The organism is Streptomyces sp. NPDC056479, assembly GCF_042795335.1.
In the GTDB taxonomy this organism is placed as follows: Bacteria; Actinomycetota; Actinomycetes; order Streptomycetales; family Streptomycetaceae; genus Streptomyces.
The window spans coordinates 84,587-101,168 of sequence record NZ_JBHTRZ010000012.1 but is presented as its reverse complement, the minus strand read 5'-3'; the positions used below and the strand labels follow the sequence as shown (position 1 = coordinate 101,168).

The 16,582-nt window shown below is 72.9% G+C and carries 15 protein-coding genes and 1 tRNA gene; 7 read left to right on the top strand and 9 right to left on the bottom strand.

What is annotated here, in order from left to right:
• The first annotated feature begins 69 nt into the window (after window positions 1-69).
• On the top strand, window positions 70-1,560 hold the full coding sequence (locus ACFQ6S_RS38180; RefSeq protein WP_383419898.1) for a M6 family metalloprotease domain-containing protein: 1,491 nt from the start codon (window positions 70-72) through the stop codon (window positions 1,558-1,560).
• A gap of 58 nt (window positions 1,561-1,618) precedes the next feature.
• Here the strand turns inward: ACFQ6S_RS38180 and ACFQ6S_RS38175 are convergent.
• From ACFQ6S_RS38175 to ACFQ6S_RS38145, 7 genes are all read right to left on the bottom strand, one after another.
• Window positions 1,619-1,692, bottom strand: a tRNA-Lys gene (locus ACFQ6S_RS38175).
• The gene (locus tag ACFQ6S_RS38170; protein WP_383419897.1) at window positions 1,683-2,324 is read right to left on the bottom strand and encodes a bifunctional DNA primase/polymerase; all 642 of its coding nucleotides are present in this window, start codon (window positions 2,322-2,324) and stop codon (window positions 1,683-1,685) included. The genes ACFQ6S_RS38175 and ACFQ6S_RS38170 overlap by 10 nt, the downstream gene beginning before the upstream one ends.
• Before the next feature lie 129 nt (window positions 2,325-2,453).
• On the bottom strand, window positions 2,454-2,819 hold the full coding sequence (locus ACFQ6S_RS38165) for a hypothetical protein (protein ID WP_383419895.1): 366 nt from the start codon (window positions 2,817-2,819) through the stop codon (window positions 2,454-2,456).
• Between the two features lie 304 nt (window positions 2,820-3,123).
• On the bottom strand, window positions 3,124-4,458 hold the full coding sequence (locus tag ACFQ6S_RS38160; protein ID WP_383419894.1) for an AAA domain-containing protein: 1,335 nt from the start codon (window positions 4,456-4,458) through the stop codon (window positions 3,124-3,126).
• Window positions 4,455-6,062, bottom strand: coding sequence for a hypothetical protein (locus ACFQ6S_RS38155; protein ID WP_383419893.1), 1,608 nt, complete (start codon window positions 6,060-6,062; stop codon window positions 4,455-4,457). The genes ACFQ6S_RS38160 and ACFQ6S_RS38155 overlap by 4 nt, the downstream gene beginning before the upstream one ends.
• Window positions 6,053-7,186, bottom strand: a complete 1,134-nt coding sequence (locus tag ACFQ6S_RS38150) for a hypothetical protein (RefSeq protein WP_383419892.1) — start codon at window positions 7,184-7,186, stop codon at window positions 6,053-6,055. The genes ACFQ6S_RS38155 and ACFQ6S_RS38150 overlap by 10 nt, the downstream gene beginning before the upstream one ends.
• Entirely contained in the window at window positions 7,137-8,114 is a 978-nt protein-coding gene (locus tag ACFQ6S_RS38145; RefSeq protein ID WP_383419890.1) for a phosphatase PAP2 family protein, read from the bottom strand. The genes ACFQ6S_RS38150 and ACFQ6S_RS38145 overlap by 50 nt, the downstream gene beginning before the upstream one ends.
• 184 nt (window positions 8,115-8,298) lie before the next feature.
• Between ACFQ6S_RS38145 and ACFQ6S_RS38140 the strand changes: the two genes are divergently transcribed.
• Window positions 8,299-8,931 carry a histidine phosphatase family protein gene (locus ACFQ6S_RS38140; RefSeq protein WP_383419888.1) on the top strand — a complete coding sequence of 211 codons (633 nt, stop codon included), beginning with the start codon at window positions 8,299-8,301 and terminating at the stop codon, window positions 8,929-8,931.
• A 30-nt stretch (window positions 8,932-8,961) separates the two neighbouring features.
• Here ACFQ6S_RS38140 and ACFQ6S_RS38135 read toward each other — a convergent pair whose 3' ends face one another.
• Entirely contained in the window at window positions 8,962-10,440 is a 1,479-nt protein-coding gene (locus tag ACFQ6S_RS38135) for a hypothetical protein (protein ID WP_383419886.1), read from the bottom strand.
• Between the two features lie 278 nt (window positions 10,441-10,718).
• Between ACFQ6S_RS38135 and ACFQ6S_RS38130 the strand changes: the two genes are divergently transcribed.
• Together ACFQ6S_RS38130 and ACFQ6S_RS38125 are read left to right on the top strand one after the other, a co-directional pair.
• Window positions 10,719-11,174: a hypothetical protein gene (locus ACFQ6S_RS38130; RefSeq protein WP_383419884.1), complete on the top strand. Its 456-nt coding sequence runs from the start codon at window positions 10,719-10,721 to the stop codon at window positions 11,172-11,174.
• A gap of 46 nt (window positions 11,175-11,220) precedes the next feature.
• Window positions 11,221-12,090, top strand: a complete 870-nt coding sequence (locus ACFQ6S_RS38125) for a spermidine synthase (protein ID WP_383419882.1) — start codon at window positions 11,221-11,223, stop codon at window positions 12,088-12,090.
• A 1-nt stretch (window position 12,091) separates the two neighbouring features.
• On the opposite strand, the gene ACFQ6S_RS38120 is transcribed toward ACFQ6S_RS38125, so the two are convergent.
• Complete coding sequence (locus ACFQ6S_RS38120) at window positions 12,092-12,613, bottom strand: hypothetical protein (RefSeq protein WP_383419880.1); 522 nt, start codon at window positions 12,611-12,613, stop codon at window positions 12,092-12,094.
• 98 nt (window positions 12,614-12,711) lie between these two features.
• On the opposite strand from ACFQ6S_RS38120, the gene ACFQ6S_RS38115 reads away from it, so the two are divergent.
• From ACFQ6S_RS38115 to ACFQ6S_RS38105, 3 genes are all read left to right on the top strand, one after another.
• Window positions 12,712-13,416 (top strand): response regulator transcription factor, encoded by a 705-nt coding sequence (locus ACFQ6S_RS38115; protein WP_383419878.1) that lies wholly within the window; start codon window positions 12,712-12,714, stop codon window positions 13,414-13,416.
• Complete coding sequence (locus tag ACFQ6S_RS38110; RefSeq protein ID WP_383419876.1) at window positions 13,413-14,816, top strand: sensor histidine kinase; 1,404 nt, start codon at window positions 13,413-13,415, stop codon at window positions 14,814-14,816. The genes ACFQ6S_RS38115 and ACFQ6S_RS38110 overlap by 4 nt, the downstream gene beginning before the upstream one ends.
• 113 nt (window positions 14,817-14,929) lie before the next feature.
• A complete protein-coding gene (locus ACFQ6S_RS38105) occupies window positions 14,930-16,408 on the top strand; it encodes a cellulose binding domain-containing protein (protein WP_383419874.1) in 1,479 nt (492 codons plus the stop codon).
• Window positions 16,409-16,582: the final 174 nt, after the last annotated feature.

The window sequence follows — 16,582 nt, the reverse complement described above, 5'->3', positions numbered from 1 at the left end:
CCGGACCACTCACCCGTCCGGTGCAGCAGAACAGGACGTAGTACGACAATCCGACACAGGCTGGGTGCGGTGTCCCGCGAACCGCACTCGGAGGTCCACGTGCCGCGTCAGTCCCCCCTGTTCCGTGGGCTTGGCCTGCTGCGGGACCGGCCACGACTGCGCAGCACCGCCGCCGTGTTCACCACGATGTCGGCGCTCGCGGCGACCTCGCTGGTCGTGGGTCCCTCGGCCGCGGAACCGTTCGACTCGGGGCCCTGCGCCCTCGAACGCACCGACGCCCACCACTCCGAGGGCCTGGACACCTGGAACGCCGCCTATCCGCGCCCGACCCGCAAGCTCGACGCGGTCATGGTGTTCCTGTCCTTCCCGGACTCGGCCCCCCTGACGACCCCCGCCGAACTGGCGGCCGACCACTTCCCGTCCACGTCCCGCTTCTTCGAACGTGCCTCCTACGGCAGATTCACCCTGCGCCCGCATCCACTGCGCCACTGGCTGCGCATGCCGCGCCCGTCGACGGCCTACGCCATACAGCGTGACTGGCGGGTCTCCGACCGGGCCGCCTACCTCCGTGACGCGCTCGCCGTGGCCGACCGCGAGGTGGACTTCTCCCGCTACGACATCGTGTACTTCGTCGCCGACCCGGACGCGCCCGGCGTCGACTCGGACGCCACGAAGGTGGTCAACCTGGACACCCCGTTGCGCGCCGACGGCACGGACATCCGGCGGGTCGTCACCGTGTTCGAGAACCATCCTCCCGACCGTCTCGTCCTCGCGCACGAGACCGGCCATGTCTTCGATCTGCCGGACCTGTACCACCGTCCGGTGGACGGCAAGGGCGACTGGGACACCTATGTCGGCGACTGGGACCTGATGGGCAGCCAGTTCGGCATGGCGCCGGATCTGTTCGGCTGGCACAAGTGGAAGCTGGGGTGGCTGGAGCCGCGGCAGGTGGTGTGTGTGCAGGGGGTGGGGACCGGGTCCGCTCGGCTGACGCTGGAGCCGCTGTCGGTGGGGCCGGGGGGCCGGGCGCGGACGGGCGTGGCCGAGGCGGGGGCCCTGGGTTCCAACAGGCGGTTCGGCTCGGACCCCGCTCATGGCTCGGACGGGGCGCACGGGTCGGACGGGGCCTATGGCTCCGACGGTGCCTACGGCTCCGACGGTGCTCGCGGATCCGGCGGGGCCGTGCCGGGGTTCGGGCTGGGCAACGGCATCAAGCTCGCCGTCGTGCGCACCGGTCCGGAGAGCGCTCTGGCCTTCGAGGTGCGCGGTGCGGTGGGCAACGATGCGGAGACCTGCCGGCAGGGGGTGCTGGTGTACCGGGTGCGCAGTGAGGCGGAGTCCGGGGGCGGGCCGGTCGAGGTGATCGACGCCCATCCGCGCAGCGAGGCCTGCTGGGAGGAGTCCGTGTACCCACCGCTCGCGGACGCGCCGGTCGGGCTCGGCGAGAGCTTCACGGTGCCGGGTGAGGATGTCCGGGTGGAGGCGGAGGGGCGGACGGCCTCGGGAGCCTGGACGGTGAAGATCACGACGGCGGGTGGTGGCGGGATCGGGGGGTCGTAGGCAGGCACGGTGCGCATGCGAAAAGCCCCTCGTTCTCACGAGGGGCTTTCACTGTCTGTGCGCCGCCAGGGACTCGAACCCCGGACCCGCTGATTAAGAGTCAGCTGCTCTAACCAACTGAGCTAGCGGCGCCTGCTGACGTCGTAGACCTTAGCACCCTGATCCGGGTGGGGAAAAATCGATATCCGAACGGCGGCGCGGGCCGCCCGCACGGCCGCCCAGAGCAGCACCTCGGGGCCCGGTAACCAGGGATTACGGGTGTCCGGGGCGACCAGCCAGCGGGAGCCGGCGGGCGTCGGGGACTGCGGATCGACGTCCGTCGGCGCCGGGACGGTGACGGCGTCGCCGGTGCCGTGGCAGAGGAGCGGCGGGATGCCGTCCGTGCGGCCGAACTCCTCCCAGCGCAGCAGCGAGGGCAGGCGGTGGGCGGTGCCCGGCGCGGTGAACATCAGGATCCGCCCGCGGAACACGGCCACCGGTCCGGATCCCGGGCCCTCGTGCCAGAGCCTGTCCAGCATCCGGCGACCGAAGATCGCGGGGGTGCTGACGACGTCGAAGACCGAGCCGCAGGGCAGGACCACCGGAGCCTGCGGGCGTTCCGCCCAGAGGGTGAGCGTGCTGCGCGGATACGTTCCTGCCGAGGCGAGCCAGGCGGCGCCGTCGGGGGTGACGCCGGAGATGCCGGAGCCGCCGGGGGCGTCGAAAGAGCCGTCGAGATGGGCGTCGGGGTGGTCGGAGAAGAGGTCGTCCCGTGTGCTGCTCATGACGGATACATCTACCGGGAGTGAGCGGATGATCCCCGAGGGTTGCCGAAAGGCCGGACAGAAGAGGGTGGGAGCGGGTATCTTGCCCGCCTGGCATATGCCATCAGGTGTGTGGGAGTGCCCAGGGGCTCACACCGGGTCGACGTGCCCCGGCCCTTCGACCCCTCGCATCAGATCCCTGCCGAACTCGACCATCTTCTTGGCGTAGTCCTCGGTCCACTCGGCCTGCTCGGCGATGTCGGCGGGCGTCAGCCGGTCGAACCGCCGAGGGTCCGCCAGCTGGGCGGCCGCGACGGCCTGGAACTCCACCGCACGGTCCGCCGCCGCCCGGAACGCCTGCGTCAGCTCGGTCGCCCGCGCCAGCAGCGCACGCGGGTCGTCGATCGACTCCAGGTCGAAGAAGTGCTCCGGGTCGGCGGCCACCTGCGCGGGCTCGAAGAGCAGGGGCGCGGGGCGTAGCCGCGGTTCGTTCCGACGCGGCGTGGGCTCCGCCATGTCTTGTCCTCCTCGTACGTAACGGGTCCACCGTCCATTGTCCCGCGCCCGCGCAAGTGGGCGTCGGGACAGGTCAGCCGGGGTGGGGCCTGGAACCTGCGGTCAGGACCTGTGACCAGGTGCGGCCCTTGATCAGCCAGGCCGCCAGGCCACCCGATGTTCCGCGAGTCGTGCCAACACCGCGTGATTCGCCTCCCAACCATCTGGGCTGTATTGATCGGCCGCCTCCGGCGGCGTGCCGGACTCCGTCCGGCGGGAGGGGCGGCGTTGTGGTGGGCGTGGTGGGTGTGTGGGCTGTGTCCGGTCACGGTCGCCAGGCCACCCGATGTTCCGCGAGCCGTGCCAACACCGCGTGATTCGCTTCCCAACCATCAGGAAACTTCACCAGCGTCCCCAATTGGACCGGCTCCGTCGACGGATAGTCGTCCAGCAGGTCGCTCACCCCTGCCCGGCACACCACGATGCACGCGTGCCGGTGGCGGGAGGCCAGGACGCACAGGCGGCCGGTCTCCAGGTGGAAGGCGGTGGCGTCAGGGCGGCCGGAGAGGGGGTGCAGGACCACGGTCACGTCGTACTCGCGGCCCTGGAGACGGTTGGCCGTGTCCACGGTGACGTCGGCCACCCCCAGCTCGGCCAGTGCCGCCCTGACCGCCGCCGCCTGGTCCCGGTGGGCCGTGCCGACCGCGATCCGGTCGGCGGTCAGGGGCGCGGGATCGGGTGAGCGCTCCGACGTCGCCGCGCCGCCCCGGTCCAGAAGACGCCGTACGACCGCCGCCACCGCCCGTACCGCCTCGGGATCCGTGCGCGGGGTGTGCCGGGCGGGCAGCTCCAGCAGCCCCCAGCCGGACTCCGCCGCCTCGTCGATCACCCGGTCCGGGCCCGAGCCGTCCGACGGGACCGCGAAGCCGAGCCGGCGGTCGTCGTGGCCGGTGCCGCTGCGGAACGGCGTGTAGGGGTAGAAGGCGGCGGAGACGAGCGGCGCGGCGGAGGCGGGCAGACGCCAGGAGACCGGCAGGCGGTGCTGAGGCAGGTCCGGATTGTGGGCCAGAAGGGTGGTGACGGCGGAGGCCGAGGGGTCGTACGACAGCCCCGCCCACTGCTCGCTGCCCACGATCGCGAACGGATCCAGCTGACCCGGGTCACCCACGAACAGCGCCCGCTCGAACAGCCCCGCCACGGCGAGCAGCGAGTCCGAGCGCATCTGGTACGCCTCGTCGACGATCGCGTGCCGCCACGGCTCGTCGACCTTCACATGGCCCCACTTCGCCGCCGTGGACAGGACGACCGACAGGCCCGCGAGGTCGGCCGCCTTCGCCGACTTGCGTACGTTCGGCAGGTCGTCCAGCGCTTTGTCGTACGGGTCGGCGTCGCTGCTGTGCAGGCGCCCCACCGGCAGCTCGGGGTTCTTCTCGGCGAGCCTGAGCACCAGGTCGTCGACCTGCGCGTTGGTCTGCGCGACGATCATCAAGGGGCGCCCGGCCTCCGCGAGTTCGAGCGCGGCACGGACGACCAGCGTGGACTTGCCGGCGCCGGGCGGGGAGTCCACGACGACGCCGCGCGCGGTGCCGTGCAGGGTGTCGGCGAGGATCGCGTCGGTGGCCTCACCGGCCGCGGCACCGGGGTCGAACACGGCGGTCACAGCACGTCCTCCTCGGTCTGCCGATCGGCGGCCTCGGAGATCTGCTCCCCGGGCGGCCCGCCGTGCGTCCATGGCGTCTGCTCCGGGTCGGGCAGCTTCGCCCCGCCCCGCTGCTCGTGCTCGAACAGCGTGAAGCAGACCAGGTCGCCCTTCTCCGGCACCGAGCCTTCCTCGGGCTCCTTGCCGCGGCCCATCTTGTCGAGCACCCGCAGCACCAGCAGCACGCCCGCGTCCTCGTCGAGGGCGCCGTCGTGGCCGACGAACTCCGCCGACTGGGGCTTGCCGCCCAGCGACCGGTACACCTTGGCCCGCTCGCCCAGATACGGCCGGTCGGCCGTGCGGACGGTGACCAGGGGGCGCGGACTCGGCCGCTTGCCCTCGCTGTACGCCATCACCACATCGGTGACCTCGCCCGCGAACGCCTCGCCGGCCAGCCGTCGCCCCGCCATCACCAGCGGATCGTCGAGCGCCTCCTGGGCCTCGAGACGGGCCTGTTCGCGCTCGCGCGCGGCGAGCTTGTTGGCGGCGGTGACCGCGTCGTCGCGGCGCGGTTGCGGGGGTTCGCCGGCGACGACACGGTCGCGGTGGCCGGTGAACGACCAGCGGTCGCGGGTCCACCGTTCCTCGACCCGCGCGGCCTCCGGCAGCTCCCGCAATCGGTCGAGGCCGCCCCACACCGCGTCCCAGGTGGGCCGGGTCCGGCTCTCGACGAGGGCCCGGATCTCCCGCTCGGCGGCGGTGAGCTCGCCGAGCCGGTCGTCGGCCTCCAGACCGTCCTCGGCGGCGGCGAGAGCGGTGCGGGCGCGGTCGTAGCGCTCGATGGCGGGCGCGAGCAGCTTGTTGTCGAACGCCGGGTCGGTGGCCGGACCGGCCGGCGGGCACAGCAGCTGGCCGTCCCGGTCCCGCGCCAGCTCCGCCCGCAGGGCCGCCTCGGCACCCGTCTCGCCCTCCGGCGGCGCGATCCAGGCGAGCAGGGCGCCCAGGTGCTGGTCCTCCAGCGTGGACTGGCCGGTCGCCCAGTGCCGGGCCAGTACATCCGTCATGGCCAGCAGCAGCGAGGAGCCGGGCACGCGGGCCCGCTCCCCGAAGTGCGTCAGCCAGCGGCCGAGCAACGGCACGCGCGGCGGCGCGGGGTAGGGGGTCTCCGGGTCCTGCTCCGCCGTACGCCGAAAGCGCATGGAGCGGCCGAGCAGCCGTACGAAATCGACGCCCGCGCGGCTGGGCACGATCAACTGCGGGGCGTCCGCGCACAGTTCGACCTCGACCTTGACCCGTTTGCCGGTCTCCGGATCGGTCTCGTTGCGCTCGGCGGCCTCCACGGCCTCGGCGTGGGCGTCGATGTACGGCAGGACGACGTCCGCCAGCTCGGACAGGAACGTGAACCTGAGGTCCCGGTCGCGCGGCTGCGGTACGACCAGCAGATGCGGGGCGTCGCGGTCGGTGCCGACCAGCGCGCCCAGCGGGGCGCCGGCCTCGCCGGCGGTGGTGAGGGGCACGAAGACGAGCGGCCGGTCGGACAGGTGCCGGTGGCGCACGGTCGCGGCGGGCTGGGCGCGGCCGGTGCTGACGGCTTCGAGGCGGGCCAGGGTGGAGATCAGCGACACCCGGCCACCGCCTCCTGGCCGAGGGCCTCAGCGCGGAGCCGTGCCGCCCTGCGCAGGGCCGCCACCGCCGGGTCGTCCGGATCGCCGGACTCGCCGCGGGCCGCCGACAGCACGTCCTCGACCGTGGTCAGGCCGCCCAGCTCGGCCCGCACCGAGCGGCCCAGCGACGTCACCGCGTCGGATGCGCGGGAGCGGGCACGGCAGTGGAAGGCCAGCTCGCAGGCGGACAGGCACTCGGGCGCGTACGTCGCCGGGACCGACTCGACGGCGGCCGTCAGGTCGGCCGAGGGCAGCTCGGGGGCGAAGCAGGTGCCGGCGGGGAGCGTGTCGGCGATGTCCTCGATGCGGGTGAGGCGGGCCAGCTGACGCGCGGTCACCGCACGCTGCTTGCGCACATCGACGGCCGAGGCGGTGGGGAGGTTGGAGAAGTCCTTGGGGCAGACGAGGAGAACCCGGTGGCGCACGCGCGGGGCGGACTCCAGCCGGGCGGCGACCTCCTCCAGCGCCAGCACGTACACCGCCGCCTGCCGCGCGGCGGCGCCGACCTTCGCCGGGTCGGCCGAACCGTCCAGCATCGGGAAGGACTTGATCTCCACGACCGTCCAGCTGCCGTCCGGGTGCACGACCACGGCGTCCGGCTCCAGGAAGGCGGGCGATCCTGCGACGTCCAGCGCGAGCATCGGATGGTCCAGCAGCGTCCACTCGCCGCGTGCTTCGGTGGCCTCGCGCAGCGCCAGTGCCGTACGGGCCGTGCGGCCCTCGGGGCCGATCGCGGCGAGCTCGGGCAGGCGCGCGTGGGCGGGCGGTTCGGCGGCGCGGTCCAGTTTCTCGCGCACCAGCCGCAGCAGCTCCGCGCCGCCGTCGGCCTTGACCTTGGCCTCGAAGGCGTTCCCGCGCGTGAAGGCGAACTGTGACTGTCCGAAGACCGACGGCGAGCCCAGCGCGCTCGCCAGCGCCGCCTTGTTCACCCCGGCGCCGTCCAGGATCGCGCGCCGCTTGCAGCCGGGGTTGGCGGCGAGGGCGGCCAGGGCGCGCGCGTCCAGCGCCTTGGCGGGTACGTCGGGACCGCGCAGCTCAGCGAGCCGGTGCCGGAGCGCCGTCCCCCGCGTCCTGGGGAGAGGCACTCGGCTCGGCTCCGGATTCGAACCGGGACTGGCGCTGCCGTGGAATTCGCTCACCCGCGGAAGTCTGGCATCCGGCACTGACAATCGAGGAAGGAGTGTCGCCGGAGCCCACCGGGACGGGCACGCCGACGGTGGCCGCGACGGGTGCGGCGGCCGGCCCGAACCGCGTCCGCAGCCGGTCCATGGCCCGCATGACGTACGGCGCCAGCAGGAACCCGACGCCCATCACGGCGGCGCCCGCGACCGCGTCGAGGAAGTAGTGGTTGGCGGTGCCCATGACCACGATCGTGGTGATCAGCGGGTAGGCGACCGCGGCCACCTTCGTCAGCCGCGTCCCGCCGTACCGCCACAGGATCACGCCGCACCACAGCGCCCAGCCGACGTGCAGGCTCGGCATCGCGGCGTACTGGTTGGTCATGCCGCCCAGGCCCTTCGGCGCGCTCGCGTCGCCGGCCCACCAGCCGTACGAGCTGTACTGGGCCATCGTGTCGACGAAGCCGTGGCCGTCGGCGAGCAGCCGGGGCGGGCAGGTGGGCAGCAGGGTGAAGCCGATCAGGCCTATGAAGGTCGACGTCATCAGCCAGGTGCGGGCCGCACGGTAGTGCACGGTGCGGGACCTGAAGATCCAGACCAGGAGCACGGGCGTGATCAGGTAGTGCAGCGACGCGTACCAGAAGTCGGCCGGGACGCCGAGCCAGGGTTCGCGGGTGAACAGGCGGTTGAGGGGGTGCTCCGCGTTGAGGTAAAGGGCCTTCTCGATGTCCAGGATCGCCAGACCGTGGTCGACGGCGTGGGAGACATCGCCCCGGGCGAGCAGTCGGCCCGCCGAGTAGCAGGCGTAGACGAGCAATATCAGCGGCAGCTCGGTCCACCAGCGCAGGCGGGTCCGCGGCGTCGCCTCCACGCCAGCTATATCGGCGTGCGGCATCCGATCGCCTCCCCCTTCTTGTTAGCGCCCGGTTGACCGGCCGTACCACTTTACGGTGTATGCGCGAGCCCCCTTCGGGCGCCCCGGCCCTCTAGACGCAGAGATCGACCGCCGGGTTGCCCCGGCACAGCGTGCGCGATGATGGACACGTTCCGCCTCTCATTTCTCCCGGAAAGGCCCCTTCATGGCACCGCGCATCCTGCTGGCCCGGCACGGACAGACGGCGTGGTCGCTGTCCGGCAAGCACACCGGCAGGACCGACGTGCCCCTCCTGGAGGAGGGCCGCCGGGGCGCGAAGCTGCTCGGCGAGCGCCTGCACCAGCCGCCGTTCGACGGGCTGGAGGGCGTCGAGGTCCGCACCAGCCCGCTGTCACGCGCGCGCGAGACGTGCGAACTGGCCGGCTTCGGCGAGCGCGCCCGTACCTGGGACACGCTCATGGAGTGGCACTACGGCGCCTATGAGGGCATGACCCCGGCGGACATCCAGGCCGTGCGCCCCGGCTGGCTCATCTGGCGCGACGGAGTGCCCGAGGGCGAGACCCTCTCCGAGGTGACGGCCCGCGCCGACGAGGTGGTGGCATGGGCGCGCGAGGCGGACCGGGACGTGCTGGTGTTCGCGCACGGGCACATCCTGCGGTCCATAGGCGCGCGCTGGCTGGGGCTGGCGCTGGACTTCGCCGCGCGGATACGGCTCAATCCGACGTCGCTGTCGGTGCTGGGGTGGGCCTACGGGGAGCCGGCGATCGAGAGCTGGAACGACCTGGGGCACCTGGCCGACCAGGGCACCGAGCCGTTGGGGCGGTCGCTCACGCCGTAACGTTCACGCCCTCAGCGGCGCCGAAAGCGTTCACGCGGTCCGCGGCGCCGAAGCATGGCGTTCCAGGAACGCCGACACCCCGCTCGCCCGCCGGTGCGGCAGCAGCACCCGCGCCGTGCCCGCCAGCATCGTCTGCACCCGGGACGACTGCACCTGGTCCAGCAGGTCCAGCACCCGCATCCCGGCCGAGGCCGCCTCGTCGGGGCGCCCCCCGCGGGCCAGGTCGTCCGCCAGTTCCGCCGTGTAGAGGGCGATGTTGCGCGTGAAGTGCGGATCCTGGAGCTGGGCCGCCCGCCCGGCGTGCCGCGCCGCACGCCGCCAGTTGCCCAGCACCGACCAGCACTGCGCCTCCAGGACCTCCAGTTCGGCCTCGCCGTAGAAGCTCATCCACTCGGGGTCGGCCTCGGAGCGGCCCCGTCCGAAGAGGGCCTGCGCGCGGACGAGAGCCTGTTCGCAGCCGGTCCGGTCGGCGAGCCCCGCCCAGCCGCCGGCCTCACGCAGCGCGAGCAGCGACATCAGACGAGCGGAGCCGAGGGGGCGGGCGGCGCGTTGCGCGGCCTGCGCCGCACGCACCGCCTCGCGGGGCCGGCCCGCGTCCCGCGCGAGGAAGGACGTATTGCAGAAGGCATGCGCCTCCAGGGCCGGGTCGCCGGCCATTCTGGCGGTCGCCAACGCCTCCGCGTAGTGCGAGCGCGCGTCGTCGAACCGCCCCGAGTCGTGCGCCAGCCACCCCACCGAGATGGCCAGTTCACCCGCGCCCGCGTGCAGCCGCTCGCCGACCGCGTGCCGGGTCGTACCGGCGTCGAGCAGCGCGTAGGCGGCCCGCAGCGGCGCGGCGGCGCGGCGGTAGAGGCCGTCGGCGCCGTGCCGGTCGTCGAGCAGCCGGATACGGCGTACGGCTTCCTCGAGCGCGTCCGCCTCGCGCCCCCCGACACGTCGGACGGGACGCTCCGCGGCCGCGGCGTCGAAGGCGAGCCCCAGGGGGCTCAGCGAGGCGGCGGCCACCGTGGCGCCCCCGCCTGTCATGAATGCGCGACGTAGCACGTCGCTCTCCTCGTGGTTCTCGTAATTCTGCTCTGTCCCGCACGCGTCATACGGGTCGTACGGGTCCCCCGGGTTCTCTGGGTCATACGGCTCACGGGCCCCCCGCGTCTCACTTGTGGCGCACGCCGGGCTCGTGGTGTGTGCCAGGGGCGCGCCCTCTTCGTCGCGCGCCCGGCGTCCACGTACGGACGAGCGGGGCGCGAAGCCGAGGTCGGTGAGCGTGCGGCCGGGGAACATGTGCAGGAACACCCGTTCGTACGCGTAGTTGGGGCAGCGGATCTCGCCGGCCTCGACCCGGCCGACGTAACGCGCGTCACAGCTGACCCGCTCGCCGATGTCGCGAGCGGCCCGTCGCACCACCGCGGCGAACTCGGCCGGCGAGCGCTGTCCGCGCAACTGCCGGAACGCGAGATTCGGCCGCGGTGGCCTGGTGGGCTGGGACGAGGTCAGCTCTGACGACGCCATGGCCGGGTCCTCTCGTGCGAACCGTCGAACCATGCCGGAACGAGGACGAGTTCAACCGGCTATCCGTACCGAATATCCGTGTGGTGCCCTTGCGTCCGGCGGGCATGAACGTACCTGCTGTAGCGGACCCGGTACGCAGGGTTTAGCTACAAACCGGATATCTCATACGTGATCTGCCATGAACTGCCATCCTTTGCGGCGGACTTCCGCCGTAGCCGTTGACGTCGGGCCGCGTTGAACGCTTCGGACTGCAAAGGGGTTCCGTGGTGGAGGTCGGGATGAAGACCAGCCAGAGCATCGTTCCTCGTACGGCTGCGACCACCGCGGGGCACGCGCCGACCGCGGAGTGCAGCGCGCCGCCGGGCTCGGGCTGCGACCCGGAGACGGGGTGCGACGTGGTCACCGTCCCCGCGCGGCAGGGCCTGGAGGCCGTCGACATCCTGCGCCGGGGCACCGGCGACGCGGTCGGGCCCGTACTGCACGACGACGGTTGCGACACCCTCGGCTTCGTGGTGCCGCCGGGCACGGCGGCCGCCTGGGACGTGCCGGGCAGCACCTGTACGGAGACCGACGGCCGGGGGCTGCGCCTGGACCCGCACCCCGAGCCCCCGGTCGAGGGTTCGGACTGGCTCCTGCCGCCCGGCGAGGCGGACCTGGCGACCGATCCCGCGATGCTGCGGGCGGCGCTGGGGGAGGCGGCCCGGCTGATCGAGGCGGCCGACAACTGCTGCTGACGCGGCTGCCCGGGCGGCCCGGCCGCCCGCTTGCGACAATGACCCAATGGGAAGGTCCAGGAACGCCCGGCGCCGGTCGGCAGTGGCCGAAGCCGTCGTCGAACACGTCGACGGCGGGCTCGCCGAGCTGATACCCGACCGGGATCGTGCCCGCGCCTGGACGCTCCTCATCGACGGTGCTCCTCAGTCCCACGTCGACCTGGACGACCCCGGGTACCTCTCCTTCGAGTACCAGCGGCGCCTGGGACATGTCATCGACCTCGTCGCCCCGCCCGGCAGACCCATCCAGGCCGTCCACCTCGGCGGCGGCGCCCTCACTCTCGCCCGCTATGTCGCCGCCACCCGGCCCCGTTCCACCCAGCAGGTCGTCGAGCGGGATGCCGCCCTCGTCCAACTGGTGCGGCGGGAGCTGCCGTTGGATCCCGGCGCCCGCATCCGGGTGCGGTCGACGGACGCCCGGGACGGGCTGGCCAAGGTGCCCGACGGGTGGGCGGACCTCGTCATCGCCGATGTCTTCAGCGGGACTCGTACCCCCGCCCATCTGACCTCGACGGAGTTCCTCGACGACGTACGCAGGGCCCTGGCGCCCGGCGGTGTGTACGCCGCGAACCTCGCCGACGGGCCGCCGCTCGCGCATCTGCGCGGCCAGATCGCCACCGCCGCCGACCGGTTCGCGGAACTCGCCCTGGTCGCCGACCCGGCCGTGCTGCGCGGCAAGCGCTTCGGCAACGCCGTCCTCGTCGCCTCCGACCGGCCGCTCCCGGTCGCCGAACTGACCCGTGGCGCCGCCTCCGACCCGCACCCCGCCCGTGTCGAGCACGGCAAGGCGCTCACCGACTTCACCGGCGGGGCCGTCCCCGTCACCGACCTCGCGGCGGTGGCCTCCCCGGCCCCGCCCCCGTCCGTGTTCCGGTGACTCAGTAGTTCCCGATCTCCACCCGCGGCGGCCCGTCGTGCCACGTGCAGAACACCGACACCCGGTCCGCGCCCGCGCCGAACTCCACCCGGATCCACGTCTCCGTCTTCCACACCTGCATCGACCAGCCGGCGCCCGGGGTGGCCGAGACGAGGGTCGCGGAGGCGTCGCCGATGTCGAAGACCACCCGGCCGCCGTCGGTGTCGTAGCTCTTGACCTGGCCGGAGGTGGTGGAGGAAGGGCTCGGCGTGTTCGCCGGCGGCTTCGACGGGGACGGCGTGCGGGGCTTCCCGGTCGGCTTCGGGGAGGGACTCGTCGACGGGGTCGGCCGCCTCGGCGACTGGGTCGACGACGCCAGCGGCTTCGACTCCTGGGTGGTGGCGTCGGCCGCCGTGATGGGCAGGGCGCGCGGGCGGTCGTACACCGTGCCCGCCATCACCGTGTGGACCCCCCACCACGACAGCGTGACCGCCGCGCCCGTGGCGAGCGACCAAGCCAGTACGTGTACGAGTCCTCTGCGCATCGCGGGCCATACTGCCTCACCCGCCTCACGGGCCGCACACGGACTGAGTTATCCACAGGCCCGGATGAGCGTCCCTCGCATGGCGTACGGTGCGGCGCATGGCAAGTGTGCTCGTGGTCGAGGACGACCCGTTCGTGCGCTCGGCGCTCATCCGGCACCTGACCGACGCGGCGCACACCGTGCGCAGTGTCGGGACGGCGCTGGAGGCGCTGCGCGAGGTCGCCCATATCCGTTTCGACGTGGTCATCCTGGACCTCGGACTGCCCGATCTGGACGGGTCCGAGGCCCTGAAGATGCTGCGTGGGATCACCGACGTCCCGGTCATCATCGCCACCGCGCGGGACGACGAGACGGAGATCGTCCGGCTGCTGAACGCCGGGGCGGACGACTACCTCACCAAGCCCTTCTCGGTCGAGCACCTCTCGGCCCGCATGTCGGCCGTGCTACGGCGCTCCCGTGCCGCCGCCGGCGACCTTCCGCCGGAGACCGTGGTGCGCGTGGGCGGTCTCACCGTCGATCCGCTGCGCCGCCAGGCCGAGCTGGACGGCGCCCGACTCGACCTCACCCGCCGCGAGTTCGACCTGCTCGCCTTCCTGGCCGCCCGGCCCGGAGTGGTCGTACCCCGCAAGGAACTGCTCGCCGAGGTGTGGCAGCAGTCGTACGGCGACGACCAGACGATCGATGTCCATCTGTCGTGGCTCAGGCGCAAGCTCGGGGAGACCGCCGCGCGGCCGCGCTATCTCCACACCCTGCGAGGCGTCGGCGTGAAGCTGGAACCACCCGGTGGGGAGCCGCCGCGATGAGATGGGCACTGGTCAAGGTCTGTCTGGCGGTCACCACCATGGTCGTGGTCGCCTTCGCCGTGCCGCTCGGACTGGTCATCCGTGAGATGGCCCGCGACCGCGCGTTCTCCAACGCCGAGCGGGAGGCCGCCGCCGTGGCCCCGGCGCTGTCCATCACCACCGACCGGGACCAGTTGGAGCGGGTCGTCGCCTCCGCCGGGTCGGACGCGGGCATGGCCGTGCACATACCGGCGTCCGGCGACACCGACGCCGTCGACCTCGGCCGGCAGCGGGCCGCCGACGACGACATCGCGACCGTACGCAGGCTGGGGCGCGCCTCGACCACCGAGGTCTCTGGCGGATCCACGCTGCTTCAGCCGGTCGCGCTGAGCTCGGGCGAGATCGCCGTCGTCGAGGTGTACGTCCCTGAGGCGGAGGTCACCAACGGCCTCACCACGGCCTGGACGGTGCTCGCCGGGGTCGGTCTCGCGCTGATCGTCGGGTCGGTCGCCGTGGCGGACCGCCTGGGCGTACGGATGGTGAGGCCCGCGCAGCGCCTGGTCGAGGGCGCGCACGAGCTGGGGGAGGGCAAGCTGGGCGCCCGGGTGCCGGAGGACGGGCCGACCGAACTGCGGCTGGCCGCGGTCGCGTTCAACTCGATGGCCGACCAGGTCGTACAACTCCTCGCGAACGAACGCGAGCTGGCGGCCGACCTGTCCCATCGCCTGCGCACGCCGCTGACCGTACTGCGGCTGAACGCGGCCTCGCTCGGGGACGGCCCGGCCGCCGACCAGACCCGGGCCGCGGTGGCCCAGCTGGAGCGCGAGGTCGACACCATCATCCGTACCGCCCGGGAGGCCAAGCCGCAGACGGTGGCGGCCGGTCCGGGCGCCGGGTGCGACGCGGCCGAGGTGGTGCGCGAGCGCATGGCGTTCTGGTCGGCGCTGGCCGAGGACGAGGGCCGCAAGGTGCGGGTGGCCGGGGTGGACCGGCCGGTGCGCATCCCCGTGGCCCGTGCCGATCTGGCGGCCGCGCTGGACGCCCTGCTCGGCAATGTCTTCCGGCATACGACCGAGGGCACGGCGTTCGCGGTCGACGTGCACAACGGCGAGGACGCGGTGATCGTGCTGGTCTCGGACGCGGGGCCCGGCATATCCGACCCCGAGGCGGCGATGGCGCGCGGGCGGGGCTCGGGCAGCGCCGGGTCGACCGGGCTGGGGCTGGACATCGTCCGCAGGCTCGCGGAGTCGACCGGCGGGGATGTGCGGATCGGATCATCGGTGCTGGGCGGGACCGAGGTGCGGATCTGGATCCAGCTGGACGGGAGAGAGCCGGTGCGCAGGGGCCATCGAGGGTCGGTGCGACGCCGCCGTCCCGGCAAATTGGTCTCGACCTTTAACCGGCCCCGATCCCTTCCTTAAGCGTGCCCTAAGGCCGTCAACCCCCGTCCGGATCAGGCGCTTTGCCCGATTCCGAATCGCTAGCGTGCTGCCGCACCCACCCCCGTGAACCGTGACAGTGAGGCAGGCACGTGATGAGCAGCACCCACCGGCGCAAGGTCAGTGGCAGGAACAAGGCGATAGGCGGCCTGGTCGCCGCGGCCGTGGCCGGCGGTGGCGCGATCCTGTTCACCGGCACCGCCCAGGCGGCCGGGATCGGGGCGGCGTACACGAAGACCAGTGACTGGTCGACGGGTTACACCGCGCAGTACGTCGTCACGAACAACAGCGCTCAGGCGAAGAAGGACTGGACGCTGGAGTTCGACCTGCCCTCGGGCTCGAAGCTGAGCTCCCTGTGGAACGCCGAGTCGAGCGCGAGCGGGCAGCACATCACCGTGACGCCGCCCAAGTGGGACACCGACGGCCTGGCGGCCGGCGAGTCCGTGACGGTCGGCTTCGTGGTCAACGGCACGGCCGCGCCGACGGGTTGTCTGATCGACGACGCGAAGTGCTCCACGGACGACACGGCGACCCCGGAGCCCAGCGGCCGCCCGACCCAGTCACCGAAGCCGACCGCGACCCCGACCGCGACGGCCACGCCCAAGCCCAGCGCGACCCCCACCCAGTCCACGACCCCCACGGCCAAGCCCACGGAGACCCCCGGCACCGGCACGGACGCGTCCGCCGGCTTCGCCCCGTACATCGACACCTCCCTCTACCCGGCCTTCGACATGGCGGCGAGCGCCGAGGCGACCGGCGTGAAGAACTACAACCTCGCCTTCATCACCGACGGCGGCGGCTGCACCCCCAAGTGGGGCGGCGTCACGGACCTCGGCGGCGACGCGGTGGCCGCGCAGATCGGTGACCTGCGGGCCAAGGGCGGCGACGTCCGTGTCTCCTTCGGCGGCGCGGCCGGCAGCGAGCTGGCCACGACCTGCTCCTCGGCGGACGCGCTCGCGGCGGCCTACGGCAAGGTCGTCGACGCGTACAAGCTGACCAAGGTCGACTTCGACGTGGAGGGCGGCGCGCTCCCGGACACCGCGGCCAACTCCCGCCGCGCCCAGGCGATAGCCAAGCTCCAGCAGCAGCACCCGAACCTGGACGTCTCCTTCACCCTCCCCGTCATGCCGGAGGGCCTGACCCAGCCGGGCGTCGACCTGCTCTCCAACGCCAAGCAGAACGGCGTGAAGATCGACACCGTCAACATCATGGCGATGGACTACGGCCCCGCGTACAGCGGCGACATGGGCACCTACGCCGAACAGGCGGCCACCGCCACCCAGGCCCAGGTCAAGAGCGTGCTCGGCCTCTCCGACAGCGCCGCCTGGAAGACGGTCGCCGTCACCCCGATGATCGGCGTCAACGACGTCACCACCGAGATCTTCAAGGTCGACGACGCCACCCAGCTGGTGAACTTCGCCAAGTCCAAGGGCCTCGGCTGGCTGTCGATGTGGTCGGCGACCCGCGACAAGCAGTGCGCGGGCGGCGAGAAGCCGGCGGCCGACGCGACGTGCAGCTCGATCCTCCAGGACAAGTTCGCCTTCTCGAAGGCGTTCGCGGCCTACGGCAAGTAAGGCCGAGCCGCCGACGGACCACCAGGACACGGGGGACGAGCGCCCCGGCCGGTCTTCCCCCCATCCGGCCGGGGGGGGGGGGGGTTCCCCCCTCTCTTCCCCCCCCCCCCCCCCCCCCCCCCCCCCCCCCCCCCCCCCCCCCCCCCCCCCCCCACCCCCCCCCCCCCCCCCCTC

Bases quoted from the DNA above. Each gene is read 5' to 3' on its own strand.
- ACFQ6S_RS38170 (WP_383419897.1), bottom strand. From the start codon at position 2,324: ATGAGCAGCACACGGGACGACCTCTTCTCCGACCACCCCGACGCCCAT.
- ACFQ6S_RS38165 (WP_383419895.1), bottom strand. From the start codon at position 2,819: ATGGCGGAGCCCACGCCGCGTCGGAACGAACCGCGGCTACGCCCCGCG.
- ACFQ6S_RS38145 (WP_383419890.1), bottom strand. From the start codon at position 8,114: ATGCCGCACGCCGATATAGCTGGCGTGGAGGCGACGCCGCGGACCCGC.
- ACFQ6S_RS38140 (WP_383419888.1), top strand. From the start codon at position 8,299: ATGGCACCGCGCATCCTGCTGGCCCGGCACGGACAGACGGCGTGGTCG.
- ACFQ6S_RS38135 (WP_383419886.1), bottom strand. From the start codon at position 10,440: ATGGCGTCGTCAGAGCTGACCTCGTCCCAGCCCACCAGGCCACCGCGG.
- ACFQ6S_RS38130 (WP_383419884.1), top strand. From the start codon at position 10,719: ATGAAGACCAGCCAGAGCATCGTTCCTCGTACGGCTGCGACCACCGCG.
- ACFQ6S_RS38125 (WP_383419882.1), top strand. From the start codon at position 11,221: ATGGGAAGGTCCAGGAACGCCCGGCGCCGGTCGGCAGTGGCCGAAGCC.
- ACFQ6S_RS38120 (WP_383419880.1), bottom strand. From the start codon at position 12,613: ATGCGCAGAGGACTCGTACACGTACTGGCTTGGTCGCTCGCCACGGGC.
- ACFQ6S_RS38115 (WP_383419878.1), top strand. From the start codon at position 12,712: ATGGCAAGTGTGCTCGTGGTCGAGGACGACCCGTTCGTGCGCTCGGCG.
- ACFQ6S_RS38110 (WP_383419876.1), top strand. From the start codon at position 13,413: ATGAGATGGGCACTGGTCAAGGTCTGTCTGGCGGTCACCACCATGGTC.
- ACFQ6S_RS38105 (WP_383419874.1), top strand. From the start codon at position 14,930: ATGAGCAGCACCCACCGGCGCAAGGTCAGTGGCAGGAACAAGGCGATA.